The sequence below is a fragment of the Stenotrophomonas sp. YJH_SMC_81 genome, assembly GCF_059370875.1.
The window spans coordinates 729,157-744,459 of the sequence record NZ_JCAFUB010000001.1 but is presented as its reverse complement, the minus strand read 5'-3'; the positions used below and the strand labels follow the sequence as shown (position 1 = coordinate 744,459).

Annotated in this window: 13 protein-coding genes; 7 read left to right on the top strand and 6 right to left on the bottom strand. The window is 67.9% G+C overall.

The window, feature by feature from the left end; genetic code table 11:
- Positions 1-43: 43 nt before the first annotated feature.
- Complete coding sequence (locus AC5P8U_RS03365; protein WP_061480577.1) at positions 44-1,657, bottom strand: sensor histidine kinase; 1,614 nt, start codon at positions 1,655-1,657, stop codon at positions 44-46.
- 408 nt (positions 1,658-2,065) lie between these two features.
- Here AC5P8U_RS03365 and sucC point away from each other — a divergent pair, with 408 nt between their 5' ends.
- The 3 genes from sucC to AC5P8U_RS03350 all read left to right on the top strand — a co-directional run bounded on the left by sucC (position 2,066) and on the right by AC5P8U_RS03350 (position 6,002).
- A complete protein-coding gene (sucC, locus tag AC5P8U_RS03360) occupies positions 2,066-3,235 on the top strand; it encodes an ADP-forming succinate--CoA ligase subunit beta (protein WP_005418614.1) in 1,170 nt (389 codons plus the stop codon).
- A gap of 24 nt (positions 3,236-3,259) precedes the next feature.
- Positions 3,260-4,135 carry a succinate--CoA ligase subunit alpha gene (gene sucD, locus AC5P8U_RS03355; RefSeq protein ID WP_005418610.1) on the top strand — a complete coding sequence of 292 codons (876 nt, stop codon included), beginning with the start codon at positions 3,260-3,262 and terminating at the stop codon, positions 4,133-4,135.
- A 232-nt stretch (positions 4,136-4,367) separates the two neighbouring features.
- The gene (locus AC5P8U_RS03350; RefSeq protein WP_053499187.1) at positions 4,368-6,002 is read left to right on the top strand and encodes an NAD+ synthase; all 1,635 of its coding nucleotides are present in this window, start codon (positions 4,368-4,370) and stop codon (positions 6,000-6,002) included.
- A 114-nt stretch (positions 6,003-6,116) separates the two neighbouring features.
- Here the strand turns inward: AC5P8U_RS03350 and AC5P8U_RS03345 are convergent, their stop codons facing one another.
- Positions 6,117-7,319 (bottom strand): lipase family protein, encoded by a 1,203-nt coding sequence (locus AC5P8U_RS03345; RefSeq protein ID WP_088497230.1) that lies wholly within the window; start codon positions 7,317-7,319, stop codon positions 6,117-6,119.
- Between the two features lie 199 nt (positions 7,320-7,518).
- Positions 7,519-8,406 (bottom strand): outer membrane protein assembly factor BamD, encoded by an 888-nt coding sequence (locus AC5P8U_RS03340; RefSeq protein ID WP_026347042.1) that lies wholly within the window; start codon positions 8,404-8,406, stop codon positions 7,519-7,521.
- A 113-nt stretch (positions 8,407-8,519) separates the two neighbouring features.
- Between AC5P8U_RS03340 and rluD the strand changes: the two genes are divergently transcribed.
- Genes rluD through AC5P8U_RS03320 form a run of 4 tightly spaced genes read left to right on the top strand, consistent with a single transcriptional unit; the run spans position 8,520 to position 11,218 of the window.
- On the top strand, positions 8,520-9,509 hold the full coding sequence (gene rluD, locus AC5P8U_RS03335; RefSeq protein ID WP_083297626.1) for a 23S rRNA pseudouridine(1911/1915/1917) synthase RluD: 990 nt from the start codon (positions 8,520-8,522) through the stop codon (positions 9,507-9,509).
- Positions 9,509-10,279, top strand: coding sequence for a peptidoglycan editing factor PgeF (gene pgeF, locus AC5P8U_RS03330; RefSeq protein WP_088497231.1), 771 nt, complete (start codon positions 9,509-9,511; stop codon positions 10,277-10,279). The genes rluD and pgeF overlap by 1 nt, the downstream gene beginning before the upstream one ends.
- Positions 10,280-10,299: 20 nt before the next feature.
- On the top strand, positions 10,300-10,806 hold the full coding sequence (locus AC5P8U_RS03325) for a DUF4166 domain-containing protein (protein ID WP_088497240.1): 507 nt from the start codon (positions 10,300-10,302) through the stop codon (positions 10,804-10,806).
- Positions 10,781-11,218 (top strand): thiol-disulfide oxidoreductase DCC family protein, encoded by a 438-nt coding sequence (locus AC5P8U_RS03320; RefSeq protein ID WP_072167650.1) that lies wholly within the window; start codon positions 10,781-10,783, stop codon positions 11,216-11,218. The genes AC5P8U_RS03325 and AC5P8U_RS03320 overlap by 26 nt, the downstream gene beginning before the upstream one ends.
- Before the next feature lie 70 nt (positions 11,219-11,288).
- On the opposite strand, the gene otsA is transcribed toward AC5P8U_RS03320, so the two are convergent.
- The 3 genes from otsA to otsB are packed head-to-tail and all read right to left on the bottom strand — an operon-like array spanning position 11,289 to position 15,231.
- Positions 11,289-12,653, bottom strand: a complete 1,365-nt coding sequence (gene otsA / locus AC5P8U_RS03315; RefSeq protein ID WP_061480565.1) for an alpha,alpha-trehalose-phosphate synthase (UDP-forming) — start codon at positions 12,651-12,653, stop codon at positions 11,289-11,291.
- Entirely contained in the window at positions 12,650-14,431 is a 1,782-nt protein-coding gene (locus AC5P8U_RS03310; protein ID WP_072167689.1) for a glycoside hydrolase family 15 protein, read from the bottom strand. Before AC5P8U_RS03310 ends, otsA begins: the two co-directional genes overlap by 4 nt.
- Before the next feature lie 41 nt (positions 14,432-14,472).
- Complete coding sequence (gene otsB / locus AC5P8U_RS03305; RefSeq protein WP_061480563.1) at positions 14,473-15,231, bottom strand: trehalose-phosphatase; 759 nt, start codon at positions 15,229-15,231, stop codon at positions 14,473-14,475.
- Positions 15,232-15,303: the final 72 nt, after the last annotated feature.

Genomic DNA, 15,303 nt, shown 5'->3' with positions numbered 1-15,303 from the left:
GAGGGGGCTGGAAGCGACAAATGTTTGACGCACAGAATCGAGATCAGGTGGGCAACAGCGTATGCGGGCCGGGCAACACCAGGCGGAAGCAGGAGCCGCCGGCGGGTACCGGGATGTAGTCCAGCCGTGCCTGGTTGGCCCGGCACAGCTCGCGGGCGATGTACAGACCCAGCCCGGTGCCGTGCTCGGACGTGGTGAAGAACGGCCGGAACAACTGCGCGGCCACGCTCTCGGGAATGCCGGGGCCACGATCCATCACGTCGATGACCGCACTGCGCTCGTGCTGCGCCACGCGCAGGCGCACCCGCGCCGGTTGCTGGCCGATGCGGCCATACTTGAGCGCGTTGTGCACCAGCACGGTCAGCACCTGGTAGAGGTGCTTGCTGTCGACCTGGGCCAGCACCGAGGTGTCGTTGATGATCGGCTCGATGCTGTCGGTTTCCAGCGTCTGCCCCTGCTTGTACTCCAGCACGAAGCGGCGCACGAAGGCGGCCAGGTCGACGTTTTCGGGCGTGGCGCGCTCGCGCCGGGCCAGGCCCAGCACGCTTTCGACGATGCCGTTGGTGCGCTGGCACTGCTGGCGGATGATCTGCAGCAGGCGGCGATCGCTTTCGTTGAAGCCGGTGCCTTCCTCCAGCAGCTGCACCGCGTAGTTGATCGCGGCCAGCGGGTTGCGGATCTCGTGGGCGAGGCTGGCCGAGAAGCGCCCCATTGCTGACAGGGTGAGCGATTCGGCACGGCGCGAGACCACGCTGGAGTCGTCCAGGAACACCAGGGCCAGCTCGCTGCCGGCCAGCAGGCGCGCAAAGCGGGGCTGCACTTCGGGCTGGTCGGGGTTGAGCTGCAGCGGCAGTTCGTCCTGGGCCCAGCCGTTGCGCCAGCGCTGCAGGCGACGGGCGAGTTCCGGGGCGGCGCTGGCCAGGTCCAGGCGGCCGCTTTCGCCGCTGCCGTCGCTGTCACCGAGCAGCATCGAGGCGGCCTCGTTGGCCAGGGTGACGCGGTTGTCGGCGTCGACCACCAGCACGCCGGTACGCATGCGGCGGATGATCAGCTCGTTGATCTGGAACAGGTTGGCCACTTCATCGCCGCGCTGGTTGGCCAGCTGCTGGTTGCGGCGCGCGCGGCTGCCGACCTGGTAACTGATGAAGGCCAGCGCCAGGTAGCTGGTGGCGAACATCGCCAGTTCGGCCAGGGTACGGGTGGGGTCGCCGCCTTCCAGCAGCTTCCAGGTGTATTCCACGCCGGTGGCGAGGCTGGCGGCCAGCGCCAGGCCCAGCCCCAGGCTGAGCGGCAGCAGGGTGGCGGCAGCGGCGATGTTGAACAGCAGTGACATCGAGATGCCGGCGCTGGCACCGGGCAGGGCATGCGACAACAGGGTGGCGGCGACGATGTCCACCAGCACGCCGCTGACCACGATCGGGCGCAGCCAGCGTTCGTTGCGGCCGATCACCAGGGCCAGCAGCGACAGCACCAGGTAGATGGCGGCGACGGTGTCGGCCAGCCGCGGGTGGTGGGCTTCGCCGACCATCGCCGACAGGGGGCTGTAGAGCAGGGCGGCGATGACCGAGGCGATCAGCACCCGGTACAGCGCGAAGAAATACAGCTCACGCCGCGGAATCGATTCGATGCGGTCGATCAATGAAGCACTGGGTGACACGCCGGAACTCCCCTTCTGGCTGCCTGGGTCTGGAATCTGCGGCGGGCCTGCCCGGCGTCCCCTGAGGCCGGGCGGGCACGTCGCTTCGATGTGGCCTGGGGTGGACGCGGCCGAGCAACCCCGACGCGACGCACCCTGGCTGACCAGTATAGGGCCCCCGGCAGGGCGCCGCCGGCGCGGTTCGGATCGCGCATTTGGCCCGGGATGGATACCGGTAGCCAGCGTGCGCCCGGGCGCAACTGCCTGAATGACGGCGGAAATCTGGCCGGGTCTGGCGTTTTGTACAGACTTCTTTGCGCCCCGGCGCCGGCTCGGCCACAATAGTGGGCCCGCCGCGGTCCGTGCCGGTGCCTCTTCCAGGGGGCCCTGAGGAATTGCGTGCGGTCGTTCCTATTCCCACGGTGACGCATGAATTTCCACGAATACCAGGCAAAACAACTGCTTGCCGAATACGGCATCCCGGTCCCGGCCGGCAAGGTCGCGGCGACCCCGGACGAGGCGGTTGAAGTCGCCCAGTCGCTGGGCCAGGGCCCCTGGATGGTCAAGGCGCAGATCCACGCTGGCGGCCGCGGCAAGGCTGGCGGCGTCAAGTTCTGCAAGACCGTCGACGACGTGAAGGCCGCAGCGGCCAAGATGCTCGGCACCAAGATGGCCACCTACCAGACCGCCGGCGTCGAGCTGCCGATCAACCTGGTGCTGGTGACCACCGCCGGTGAGATCGTCAAGGAGCTGTACCTGTCGGTCCTGGTGGATCGCGGCACCCGCACCATCAGCTACATCGCCTCTTCCGAAGGCGGCATGGAAATCGAGCAGGTCGCTGCCGAGACCCCGGACAAGATCCACACCCTGAACGTGGACTTCGTCGAGGGCGTGCAGGGTTACCACGGTCGTGACATCGGCTTCAAGATGGGGCTGACCGCCAAGCAGGCCGGCCAGTTCGCCAACATCATGGTGAACCTGTACCGCATCTTCAACGAGAAGGACCTGGCGCTGGTTGAGATCAACCCGCTGGCGATCCTGGACGACGGCAACCTGTACGCGCTGGACGGCAAGTTCAACAGCGACGACAACGCCAACTTCCGCCACAAGGAACTGGTCGCGATGCGCGACAAGTCCCAGGAAGATGAAACCGAAGTGACCGCTTCGGAGCTGGACATCAACTACGTCACCATGGACGGCAACATCGGCTGCATGGTGAACGGTGCCGGCCTGGCCATGGCCACCATGGACGTCATCAAGCTCAACGGCGGCGAGCCGGCGAACTTCCTCGACGTGGGCGGCGGTGCGAACAAGCAGCGCGTCATCGAAGCGTTCAAGCTGATCCTGTCCTCGGACAAGGTTGAAGGCATCTTCGTCAACATCTTCGGCGGCATCGTCCGCTGCGACATGATTGCCGAAGGCATCATCGCCGCCGTGAAGGAAGTGGGCGTCAAGGTTCCGGTCGTGGTGCGCCTGGAAGGCACCAACGTGGAAGAGGGCAAGCAGCTGCTGCGTGACAGCGGCATGGCCATCATCCCGGCTGACAACATCAACGACGGCGCCAAGAAGGTCGTTGAAGCGGTCAAGAACGCCGCCTGATCCACGACACCGAAGGAAATTCCCATGTCTGTTTTGATTAACAAGAACACCAAGGTGATCGTGCAGGGCTTCACCGGCCAGCAGGGCACCTTCCACGCCACTCAGATGATCGAGTACGGCACCCAGGTTGTTGGCGGCGTGACCCCGGGCAAGGGTGGCACCACCCACATCGACCTGCCGGTCTTCAACACCGTTGCCGACGCCGTGCAGAGCACCGGCGCCAACGCTTCGGTCATCTACGTGCCGCCGCCGTTCGCGGCCGACGCGATCCTGGAAGCTGCGGCTGCCGGCATCAAGGTCATCGTCTGCATCACCGAAGGCATCCCGGTGCTGGACATGCTGCGCGTGAAGAACGTGCTGACCCGTTCCTACCCGGACACCGTGCTGATCGGGCCGAACTGCCCGGGCGTCATCACCCCGGGCGAGTGCAAGATCGGCATCATGCCGGGCCACATCCACAAGCCGGGCAAGATCGGCATCGTGTCGCGTTCGGGCACCCTGACCTATGAAGCGGTCAAGCAGACCACCGAAGTCGGCCTGGGCCAGTCCACCTGCATCGGCATCGGCGGTGACCCGATCAACGGACTGAACTTCGTCGACTGCCTGAAGCTGTTCAACGAAGACCCGCAGACCGAAGGCATCATCATGGTCGGCGAGATCGGCGGTGACGCCGAAGAAGCCGGCGCCGAGTACATCAAGAACCACGTGAAGAAGCCGGTCGTCGGTTTCATCGCCGGTGCGTCGGCTCCGGCCGGCAAGCGCATGGGTCACGCGGGCGCGATCGCCTCGGGCGGCAAGGGCACCGCGGAAGGCAAGTTCGCCGCGATGGAAGCCGCTGGCGTGGTCACCGTCCGTTCGCCGGGCGACCTGGGCGCTGCCATCGCCAAGCTGGTGAAATAAGATCGGCTGCCTCGCGCAGACGATGCTGTAGAGCCGGCCGCTGGCCGGCTGCCTGAAACAGAAGGGCCGCCTATGGGCGGCCTTTCTGCGTCTGGCGCCCTGACGGTTCCGGTAACCCCATCCACGCATGGCGTGGATCTACTGAGCCGGGGCTGTCCACGCAGTGAACGCCCCCGGCGCGCGCACGACGCGGCGTTACAATGGAAGCATTGCAACCACAGGCTGGATTCCCATGGCTTCGATCCGCATCGCGATGGCGCAGTTCGACTTCCCGGTCGGCGACGTCGCCGGCAACACCGAGCGCATCATCGAGATGATCGGCCAGGCGCGCGATGAGTACGGCGCCGAGCTGGTGATGTTCCCCGAGCTGGCGGTGAGCGGCTACCCGCCGGAGGACCTGCTGCTGCGCCCGGGTTTCCTGTACGAGTGCGAGCAGGCGATGACCCGCATCGCCACCGCCTGCCGTGGCATCACCGCCGTGGTCGGCTGGCCGCAGGCGGCTGGCGCGGTGGTCTACAACGCTGCCAGCGTACTGCGTGACGGCCTGGTCGAGCAGACCTACCGCAAGCGCGAACTGCCCAACTACGCGGTCTTCGACGAGCGCCGCTACTTCGACGTCGATCCGGATGGTGGCAGCTGCGTGTTCGAGGTCAATGGCATTCCGGTCGGCCTGCTGATCTGCGAAGACCTGTGGTTCGCCGAGCCGCTGGCCGACACCATGCGCGCGGGTGCGCAGCTGGTGGTGGTGCCGAATGCTTCGCCCTACGAGCGTGGCAAGCACGCGCAGCGCGACGCCGTGCTGGCCGCGCGTACCCGCGAGAGCGGGGCGGCCATCGCTTACCTCAACGTGGTGGGCGGCCAGGATGCGCTGGTGTTCGACGGTGCTTCGGTGGTGGCGGATGGTGATGGCACGGTGCACCCGGCCGCTGCTGCCTTCGTCGACCAGTGGCTGGTGGTGGAGTATGACGGTGAGACCCGCCGCTTCATGCCGCATGTGTGGATGGACGACGGCGACGAGAGCATGGACGCGCTGGCCTGGCGCGCGGTGACCCGTGGCATCCAGGACTACTGCCGCAAGAACGGTTTCAGGAAGGTGTGGCTGGGCCTGTCCGGTGGCATCGACTCGGCCCTGGTGCTGGCATTGGCCGTGGATGCGATGGGCGCGGAGAACGTGACCGCCGTGCGCCTGCCGTCGCGCTACACCGCCGGCCTGTCCAACGACCTGGCCGCCGAGCAGTGCCGGGCACTGGGGGTGAAGCTTGAGGCTGTGTCGATCGAGCCGGCGTTCAAGGGCCTGATGGAATCGCTGGCGCCGATGTTCGAAGGCACCGCGCCGGACGTGACCGAAGAGAACCTGCAGTCGCGCAGCCGCGGCGTGATCCTGATGGCGCTGGCCAACAAGTTCGGCGGCCTGCTGCTGACCACCGGCAACAAGAGCGAGTACGCGGTCGGCTACGCCACCATCTACGGCGACATGTGCGGTGGCTACGCGCCGCTGAAGGACCTGTACAAGACCGAAGTGTTCGGCCTGTCCAAGTGGCGCAATACCGTGGGCGGCGCACCGGTGATCCCGCCGGCGGTGATCAGCCGCCCGCCGTCGGCCGAGCTGCGCGAGAACCAGCTGGACCAGGACTCGCTGCCGGCCTATGACGTGCTGGACGGCATCCTGTACCGCTACATCGACCAGGAGCAGTCGCGCGGTGAGATCGTGGCCGCCGGCTACGACGCAGCCGTGGTCGACCGCGTGCTGCGCCTGGTGCGCATCAGCGAGTGGAAGCGGCACCAGGCCGCGCCGGGGCCGAAGGTCTCGCGCCGCGCGTTCGGCCGCGAGCGGCGCTACCCGATCAGCAACGGCTACAAGGGCTGAGGCAGCGCTTGGCGGGTCGTGCCGGCCGCTGGCCGGCAACCCGTTGGCCCCTCTCCGGTGGGGGCGGATCTTGGTCCGCACGATGGTCGAAGATCATCCTCGCTTGGCGTGGATCTACCGGACTTCGTCGAGCAACTGTTCGAGGCCGGCGGTTTCCGCAGCGTCGTTGAAGGGATCGTCCCCCAGTCGCGCACGTACGAACCCCAGGCCATCGGCGGCTGCTGCGCCCAGCGTGCCCCGGTGGTCGACGGGGTAGCGCCGGAACGCGACCGGCTCGCCTCGCAGGGCCAGGCCAGCGGCGTACAGCAGGGTGGTCAGGTAGGGCACATCGCGGTCCTGGCTGCCATGGCCCAGCATCAGCGGTTGGCTGAAGCCGCGGCGCGGTACGCCGAGATAGTCGTACAGCACCGCCCAGATGCCCGGCACGCTGGCCAGCGGTGCAGTGAACATGCTGCCGGTGTCGGCGCCGTCCAGCGTGGTGGCCAGTTCGCCCAGGCACTGCTCGCGTGCCACGGCCACACGGGCGCGGCCGGCGTCGCTGAGGACGCGGTCGATCTGTGGCGCGACCTGCAGCAGGCCATCGAGCAGATACGCGTGATACGCGTTGAGCGCGCCAGGATTGGCTGTGCGGTTGTCCGGCTTCATCACCAGCGCGGTCAGTTCGACTGCGGTGGGCGTGCCGGTGGTGAAGCTGCCGCGGTACTGCAGCGACGGTCCGCCATAGGTGGGGGCGATGTGGCCCGCCGTGAGCGCGGCGGCACCGCCCTGCGAATGGCCGACCGAGACCCAGCGCGGCGACAGCGTCCCGTTGCCGAGGTACTGGCGGCTGGCCTTGATCATGTCGATGGCGTTGCGCGCGGCAGTGCGCACATGCAGATAGGCATGGTCGCCTGAGCTTCCGAGGCCCTGATAATCCGCGGCGACCACTGCATAGCCCTGTGCCAGGAACCGATCAAGAAAGCGCCCGTCGCGTTCGGGTTGGTAGGGGCCGGAGACCGAGGGCGCACAACGATCCGCAATGCCCTGGGTGCCATGCGCCCACGACACCACCGGCCAACCGCCGATGGGCGGCGTGCCGGCGGGCAGGTACAGCAGGCCGGTGCCTTCGGCCAGCTGCCCGCGGTGATCCGGGGTGCGGTAGTGCAGTTTGTAGGCCTGGGCGGCCTGGGACGGCACCCAGGTGGCGCGATAGGGGGCTGCGGACAGCAGATCGCCCGGTGCGCCCTGTGCGGCGGCCGGCGGCGCCGAGGCCAGCGCCAGCAGCGCGATGGCGAGGAGGCAGGACAGAGGGCGGAAACTGCGGGGCAGTGAGGCCATGGGGCGCTCCGTGATGGCCGGTGTGGCCGTGGCGCTGCAGTGTGGATGGCCGTGCCCGGGCAGGCTGCGACCGGCGTCGCATCCGCCGTGGATTCGTAGCATTCCTAGGTGCCGGCCCCGGCGCGGGGAGGCGGGCGAGGAAAGCAGTCGAGGATGGCTCGACTCTACAAAGAAGAAGGGCCCCTTTCGGGGCCCTCGCTTACTTCTTTTCCAGTCGCGCGTTGCGCTGGCCGGTGCTGGCGGACTTCTCGCCAGCGAACGGGTTCAGCTTGCGGATCATCCACGGGTACTTCGGCCACTTGCCTTCCAGCCACGGGTGGTCCGGCTGGTTCAGCTGCAGGACGCGGCGGGCGTCGTCGGCCAGGGTCTTGTTGCCCAGGTGGGTGTAGGAATCGGCCAGGACGGCGACGGCATCGTACTGGAACGCGCTCTGCGGATAGGTCTCCAGCAGGTAGTTGGCGCGGCCGGCGGCCGAGACCCAGGCGCCGCGGCGCATGTAGTACAGGGCGTTGTCCAGCTCGTGCTGGGCGAACACGTCACGCAGCTCCAGCATGCGCTGGCGCGCATCGGCGGCGTAGCGGCTGTTCGGGTAACGATCAACCACGATGTTGAAGTCCGAGTACGCCTGGTGCGGCGTGGACAGGTCGCGGCGGCTGGCATCCAGCGACCATACGCGGCGCAGGAAAACCGTACTGCGGTTGGAGTTGGCCAGGCCGCGCAGGTAGTACAGATAGGCAATGTTGCGGTGGGTCGGGTAGGTACGGATGAAGCGGTCGATGCTGGACACCGCGTCATCGTGCTTGCCGGCCTTGTACTGGGCGTAGGCGGTTTCGATCATCGCCTGCTCGGTGTACGGACCGTACGGATACTGGGCCACCAGGCGGCGGAAGCTGGCTTCGGCGCCGCTCCAGTTGCCGCCCTGCATCAGCTTGTGGCTTTTCTCGTACAGCTGTTCGACCGGCACGCCTTCATCGGGGCGATCACCCTTCTTGGCGCCGCGATGGCAGCCGGTTGCGGCGATGACCAGCACCAGCAGCAGGGCGGTGAGGCGGACGGGCGCGGAGAGCATGGCGGAGCGTCGGATCATGGGGTCGAGGCGGGACGCGGCTGGAATACGAAGGGTCGATGATAGCCTAGTGTCCTGTCCAGCGACTGAAACCGGCCGCCGGGACCCCAAAATTTCAAAGAATGCCCCCTGCCATGTCTGAACAACCCTCTGAATCGGCCCGCCAGGCCATCGTCCCCGACACCGCTGCGGGCCGTCGTTTCGACGCGGTCGTGGCCGAACTGTTCCCCGAATACTCGCGCTCGCGGTTGACCGAGTGGATCAAGGCCGGTGAGGTCCTGCTGGACGGTGCCCAGGTGCGCCCGCGCGATCCGCTGCGTGGCGGCGAGGTGGTGACCCTCAACGCGGTGCTGGAAACCCAGACCGACGCCCAGCCGGAGGACATCCCGCTGGACGTGCTGTTCGAGGACGAGCACCTGCTGGTGATCAACAAGCCGGTGGGCCTGGTGGTCCATCCGGGTGCCGGCAACCACAGCGGCACCCTGGTCAACGCGCTGCTGTTCCGCGATCCGTCGGTGGCGGTGCTGCCGCGCGCCGGCATCGTGCACCGCCTGGACAAGGACACCAGCGGCGTGATGGTGGTGGCCAAGACCCTGGAAGCGCAGACCGCGCTGGTCGAGCAGCTGGCGGCACGTGACGTGCACCGTCAGTACCTGGCCATCGTGATGGGCGCACTGGTGGCCGGTGGTACTGCCGATGCCCCGATCGACCGCCACCCGCGCGACCGCCTGAAGATGGCGGTGCGTGAGGACGGCAAGGAAGCGGTGACCCACTACCGCCTGCGCGAGCGCTTCCGGGCACACACCGCGCTGGAGTGCCGCCTGGAAACCGGCCGTACCCACCAGATCCGCGTGCACATGGCGCACGTGCGCCATCCGATCATCGGCGACCCGCTGTATGGCGGCGCGCTGAAGCTGCCCAAGGGCGCCAGCGACGAGCTGGTGGCCGCGCTGCGCGGCTTCAAGCGCCAGGCCCTGCACGCCGAGACCCTGGAGTTCATGCACCCGATCACCGGTGAACCGGTGCGCAACACCGCGCCGGTGCCGGAGGACATGCTGCACCTGATGAAGGTGCTGCGCGAAGACAGCGAAGCCTTCGCCGCCCGCGAGCGGGACCGCTGGTGATGGCGGCCGCGCTGCCGTTGCTGCAGGCCGACTGGCCGGCGCCCGCAGGCGTCCATGCGCTGACCACGCGCCGGCACGGTGCGGGCATCTCGCCGGCGCCGTTCGCGCAGTTCAACCTGGGCAACCGGCACGCGGCCGATGGTGATACCCCAGCCAACGTTGAGCACAACCGCCAGCTGCTGCAGCAGGGGCTGGCACTGCCCTCGGCACCGCACTGGCTGCGCCAGGTGCACAGCAGCACCGTGCTGCGCTTCGATGCACCGCCGGTGCCCGGCGCGAGCGAGCCGGTGGCCGACGCGGCGGTAACCTCGGTGCCGGGCGTGGTGCTGGCGATCCTGACCGCCGACTGCCTGCCGGTGGTGTTCGCCGCCGCGGACGGCAGCGAGGTGGGCGCGGCCCACGCCGGCTGGCGCGGCCTGGCCGATGGCATGCTGGAGGCGACGGTGGCCGCGATGCACACGCCGCCGGCGCAGCTGCGGGCCTGGCTGGGCCCGGCCGCCGGGCCGTCCGACTATGAGATCGGCGAGGAGGTCTATCACGCCTTCGTCGGCCATGATCCCGCTGCTGAGGGGGCGTTCGTCGTGACCCGTCCCGGACACTGGAAGGTGGACCTGTTCGCGCTGGCGCGGCAGCGCCTGCAGTCTGCGGGAATGGACCCGGCACAGGTGTATGGCGGCACGGTGTCGACGATGGCCGACCCGGACCTGTATTCGCATCGGCGCGATCGTTGCACCGGGCGCATGGCGACCCTGGCCTGGATCGCGCCCTGACTCCGCCGCTGTTCGCGCGTGTGCTGGGGCCGGCCTTCGCCACCCTGGCAGGACCGGTGCAGGCGCTGCATGCCGCGCCGTTGCCGCACCGCTACGCAGGGCAGGCCTGCATCGTGAGGGGGCGGCACTGGCTGGTGCCGCTGCTGGCTGCGTTGGCGCGGTTGCCACAGGACGGTGACGCGCTGCCCACCGAGGTGGCGTTCAACCGCTACCGGCAGGGCGAGCAGTGGGCGCGGCGGTTCGGGCGCTGGCCAATGGTGTCGCGGCTGTGGGCGCACGACGGGCATCTGCGCGAGCAGCTGGGCGCGGTGCGCTTCGAGTTCGCGCTGCGGGCCCGCGACGGTGGTATTGACTGGTCGGTGCGCCGGGTCTGGGCGTTCGGGCTGCTGCCGCTGCCGACGCGTTGGTTCGGCGGTGTGCGCTGCCGTGAAGCCTGGCAGGGCGAGCGCTACACTTTCCTGGTCGATGTGACGCTGCCCTGGGCCGGAGCCCTGATCCGCTATGAAGGTTGGCTCGAACCGCGGTGACGCTGCCGCCGAGGCTGGCAGCGCGGTGATCGTGTTCGATGGCGTGTGCGCACTGTGCAATCGCTGGGTGCGGTTCCTGCTGCGTTTCGACCGCAGGGGGCGCTACCGCTTTGCAGCGATGCAGGGGCAGAAGGGCAGCGCGATGCTGCGCGCGCACGGGCTGGATCCGCAGGACCCGATGTCGTTCCTGCTGCTGGACGCACAGGGTGCCTGGACCGATACCGATGCGATCCTGCGCGTACTTGCGGGGCTGGGCGGCGCCTGGCGCCTGGCCGGCGTGCTGCGGCTCGTGCCGCGCGGCTGGCGTGATGCGGCGTATCGCGCGCTGGCACGCAACCGCTACCGCTGGTTCGGTCGGCATGACACCTGCCATCTACCCGCACCGGAACAGGCCGCGCGGTTCCTGGATTGACGAAAGAGGGGACGGAGGGGATTAAGTCGTTTGTGCACAAACGACTTAATCCCCTCCGTCCCCTTTTTCTTCAGCCTTCGAGTGCGTCGAGGTAGCTGCGGCGCCAGTGGTTGATGTCGTAGGTGCGCAGATGTTCCATCATCGCGTGCCAGCGTTCCTTGCGCCTGCTCAGCGACATCGTCGCTGCGGTGGCGATCGCATCGGCCACGCCGTCGAGGTCGTGCGGGTTCACCAGCAGTGCCTGCTTCAGTTCGTCGGCGGCGCCGGCCAATAGTGACAGCACCAGCACGCCGGGATCCTCCGGGTCCTGCGAGGCCACGTATTCCTTGGCCACCAGGTTCATGCCATCGCGCAGCGGCGTGACCAGCCCGACCGCCGCCGCTCGGTAGAAGCCGGTGAGCGTGGCATGGGTGAAGTTCTGGTTGACGTAGCGCAGCGGCGTCCAGTCCGGCTCGGCGTGGCCACCGTTGATGTGGCCGGCGATCTGTTCCAGTTGGCTGCGCAGCTGCCGGTACTCGGTGACATCGCCGCGCGAGACCGGCGCGATCTGCAGGTAGGTGAGCGAGCCGCGCTGGTCGGGGTGGCGCTGCAGGTAGCGCTCGAAGCCGAGGAAGCGTTCGGGCAGGCCCTTGGAGTAGTCCAGGCGATCCACGCCGATCGCCAGCTGGCGGTCCCGCAGGCTGCTGCGCAGGTTCTTCACTGCGGTCTTGGTCGCGGCGGTGCCGGCCTGGCGCGCGATCAGTTCGGTGTCGATGCCGATCGGGAAGGCCGCCGCGCGGAATCGGCGCCCACCGGGCGCTTCCAGCTCACCGTTGTCGAGCACGCGGCCACCACCGAACAGGCGCAGGTAGGTCTGGAAGCGATCGGCATCGCGCTGGGTCTGGAAGCCGACCAGGTCGTAGGCGTACAGCGCGGAGAATAACCGCAGATGATCGGGCATGGCCTGCAGCAGGTCGGCCGACGGCATCGGGATGTGCAGGAAGAAACCGATGCGGCAGCCGATGCCGCGCTCGCGCAGCAGTGCGCCGAGCGGGATCAGGTGGTAGTCGTGGATCCAGACGATGTCGTCCTCGCGCAGCAATGGCGCGAGCTTGTCGGCGAACAGCGCATTGACCTTGTGGTAGGTCTCGCGGGTGCCGCGGTCGTAGTCGACCAGGTCCAGCCGGAAGTGCAGCAGTGGCCACAGCGTGCGGTTGGCGAAACCATTGTAGTAGCCATCGACTTCGCGCTTGCTCAGGTCCATGGTGACGTAGTCGATGTCACCGTCCTTCTGCCGGTGCAGCGTGCCGCTGCCTTCCTTCACGGTCTTGCCGCTCCAGCCGAACCACAGCCCGCCGCGCTCCTTCAGGGCGGCCAGCAGGCCGACCGCCAGGCCGCCTGCGCGGTTCTCGCCGGGCACGGCCACACGATTTGATACCACGACCAGACGACTCACGATGCCTCCTGCCAGGACCGTGACAGGCGCATCGCGGCGGTGATCAGGCCGACATGCGAATAGGTCTGCGGGAAGTTGCCCCAGGCCTCGCCGGTGTCGAAGGCCAGATCCTCCGACAGCAGGCCCAGGTGATTGCGCTGCCTCAGCAGCAGTTCGAACATCTCGCGCGCCTCGTCCAGGCGCCCGATCGCCGCCAGTGCATCGATGTACCAGAACGTGCAGATGGTGAAGCTGGTTTCCGGTTCACCGAAGTCATCCGGAGCGACATAGCGGTACAGCGAATTGCCATGCTTGAGGTCACGGCCGATGGCTTCGACGGTGGCAATGAAGCGGGCGTCCATCGCGTCGATGAAGCCGATGTCGGCCAGCAGCAGCAGCGAGGCGTCCAGGCGATGGCCACCGAAGGTATCGGTGAAGTGGCCCAGCTCTTCGCTCCAGGATTCGGCCATGATGCGCGCGTGGATGGTGTCGGCACGTGTGCGCCAGTAGTGGGCGCGGTCGTCGCGCTTCAGCCGCACGGCGATCTTGCACAGGCGGTCGCAGGCGGCCCAGCACATCGCGCTGGTGTAGGTGTGTACCTCGGTGCGGCCGCGGAACTCCCACAGGCCGGCATCGGGTACGTCGTGCAGGGCGAAGGCCTGCTCGCCGAGGGGTTCGAGGCGGGCGAAGGTGTGCGCATCACCCGGGTCCTGCAGGCGCCGGTCGAAGAACAGCTGCGTGGACGCCAGCACGACGCTGCCGTAGACATCGTGCTGGCGCTGCACCCAGGCCAGATTGCCGCGTCGTACCGGGCCCATGCCGCGGTAGCCGGACAGGCTGGGGACCTCATCCTCGTCCAGCTTGGCTTCGAAGCCGATGCCGTACAGCGGTTGCAGCGTACCGTCGGTGGTGGCCAGGTTGAAGATGTAGCCGAGGAACTGTTCCATCGTGCGCGTGGCGCCGAGGCGGTTCAATGCACGCACCACGAACGCGGCATCACGCAGCCAGCAGTAGCGGTAATCCCAGTTGCGCACGCTGCCGGGGGCTTCAGGAATGGAGGTGGTCATCGCCGCGATGATCGCGCCGCTGTCCTCGTACTGGCACAGCTTCAGCGTGATCGCACTGCGGATCACCGCGTCCTGCCATTCCAGGGGAATGGACAGGTAGCGCACCCATTCGCGCCAGTAATCGCGGGTACGCTGGAAGGCCTCCTGCACATAGCCGCTGATCGAACGGTTGAGCGATTCATCCACGCCCAGGATCAGGTGGATGGGATGGTTGAGCACGAACGGCAGGCCGTCGCGCACGAAGCGCACCGGCACGTCGGTGGTCAGCCGCAGCACGTGTTCGGGCAGCACCCAGCGCACATGGTTGCTGCCCCAGGTGGATTCCGGAACGCGCGCGCCCCAGTCCGCCAGCGGGCGTGCGCGTACGGTGATGCGCGGGCTGCCAGCCAGCGGACGCACCTGGCGGATCAGGCTGACCGGGCGGTAGAAACGGTCGTTCTGGCGCCAGCGTGGGGCGAAGTCGAGGATTTCCAGTTCGCCGCCGTGCGCGTCGCGCAGCACGGTGCGCAGGATCGCCGTGTTGGTCAGGTATTCCTGCTCGCTGCTGGCGAAGTCTTCCAGCTCGATGGCGAAGTCGCCACCGGTCTGCTGGCTGGGGCCGAGCAGCGCACAGAAGGTAGGGTCGCCGTCGAAGGTGGGCAGGCAGCTCCAGACAACGCGGGCACGTTTGTCGACCAGGGCGCCGAAGCTGCCGTTGCCGACCACGCCCAGATCAAGATCGGGTTGGGTCATCACGCGGTACATCTCGGTTGCGGCCGTGGGGGTTGGCCGGGTCAATAGGCATTCTCACGCAGCCAGGCGTGCACGCTGCGTATGTCGGGCAGCGCGAACACCGCCGCGCTGGGTTCACGTTCACCCACCAGCACGCTCCAGCCATGCTGGCCGTTGGCGGCATCGAAGCCGAACTCATCGGTCAGGTCATCGCCGAGGAACACTGGCAGGCGACCGCGGAAGGGCAGGTACTGCATCATCCGAAGCACCGCACGGCCCTTGTCGGTGCCGACGGGCACGAACTCGACCACATGGTCGCCGGGCTGCAGGCGGTAGCTGGCACGGCCCCGCACGTGGCGGTCGGCGAAGGCGCGGACGTCCCTGGCTGCATGCGGCGCGCCGCGCCAGTGCAGGGCCAGGCCGACACCCTTGTCTTCCACCAGCACGCCGGGATGGCCGTGGGCGAAGCGCATCGCCTGCTGGTGCAGTGCGTGCAGCCATTCGGCGGTGTCGTCGTCGTGTTCGTCGCGCAGTACGCGACCATCCTGCCCACGCAGTTCATGGCCATGCAGGCCCGCAGCAGGCAGTTGCAGCGGAGCGAACAGTTGATCCAGCTGTTCGAGCGGGCGGCCACTGACCAGTGCCACGGCACCTTCCAGGCGGTCGCTGATGCGGCCGATGGCTTCGCGCACATCCGGCAGCAGCTGCACGGCATCCGGGCGTGCAGCGAATTCGATCAGGGTGCCGTCGACATCGAGGAACAACGCGCAGGCGTCATCCAGCAATGGCGGCGGCGGACGCAGGGGGAGCGGTTCAGCCATGAAGCCCAGCTTGCCAGCGTGGGCGTGTACGTGGGGTCGAGGGCAGGCTACGGATCGGGGTAGTGCCGGCGA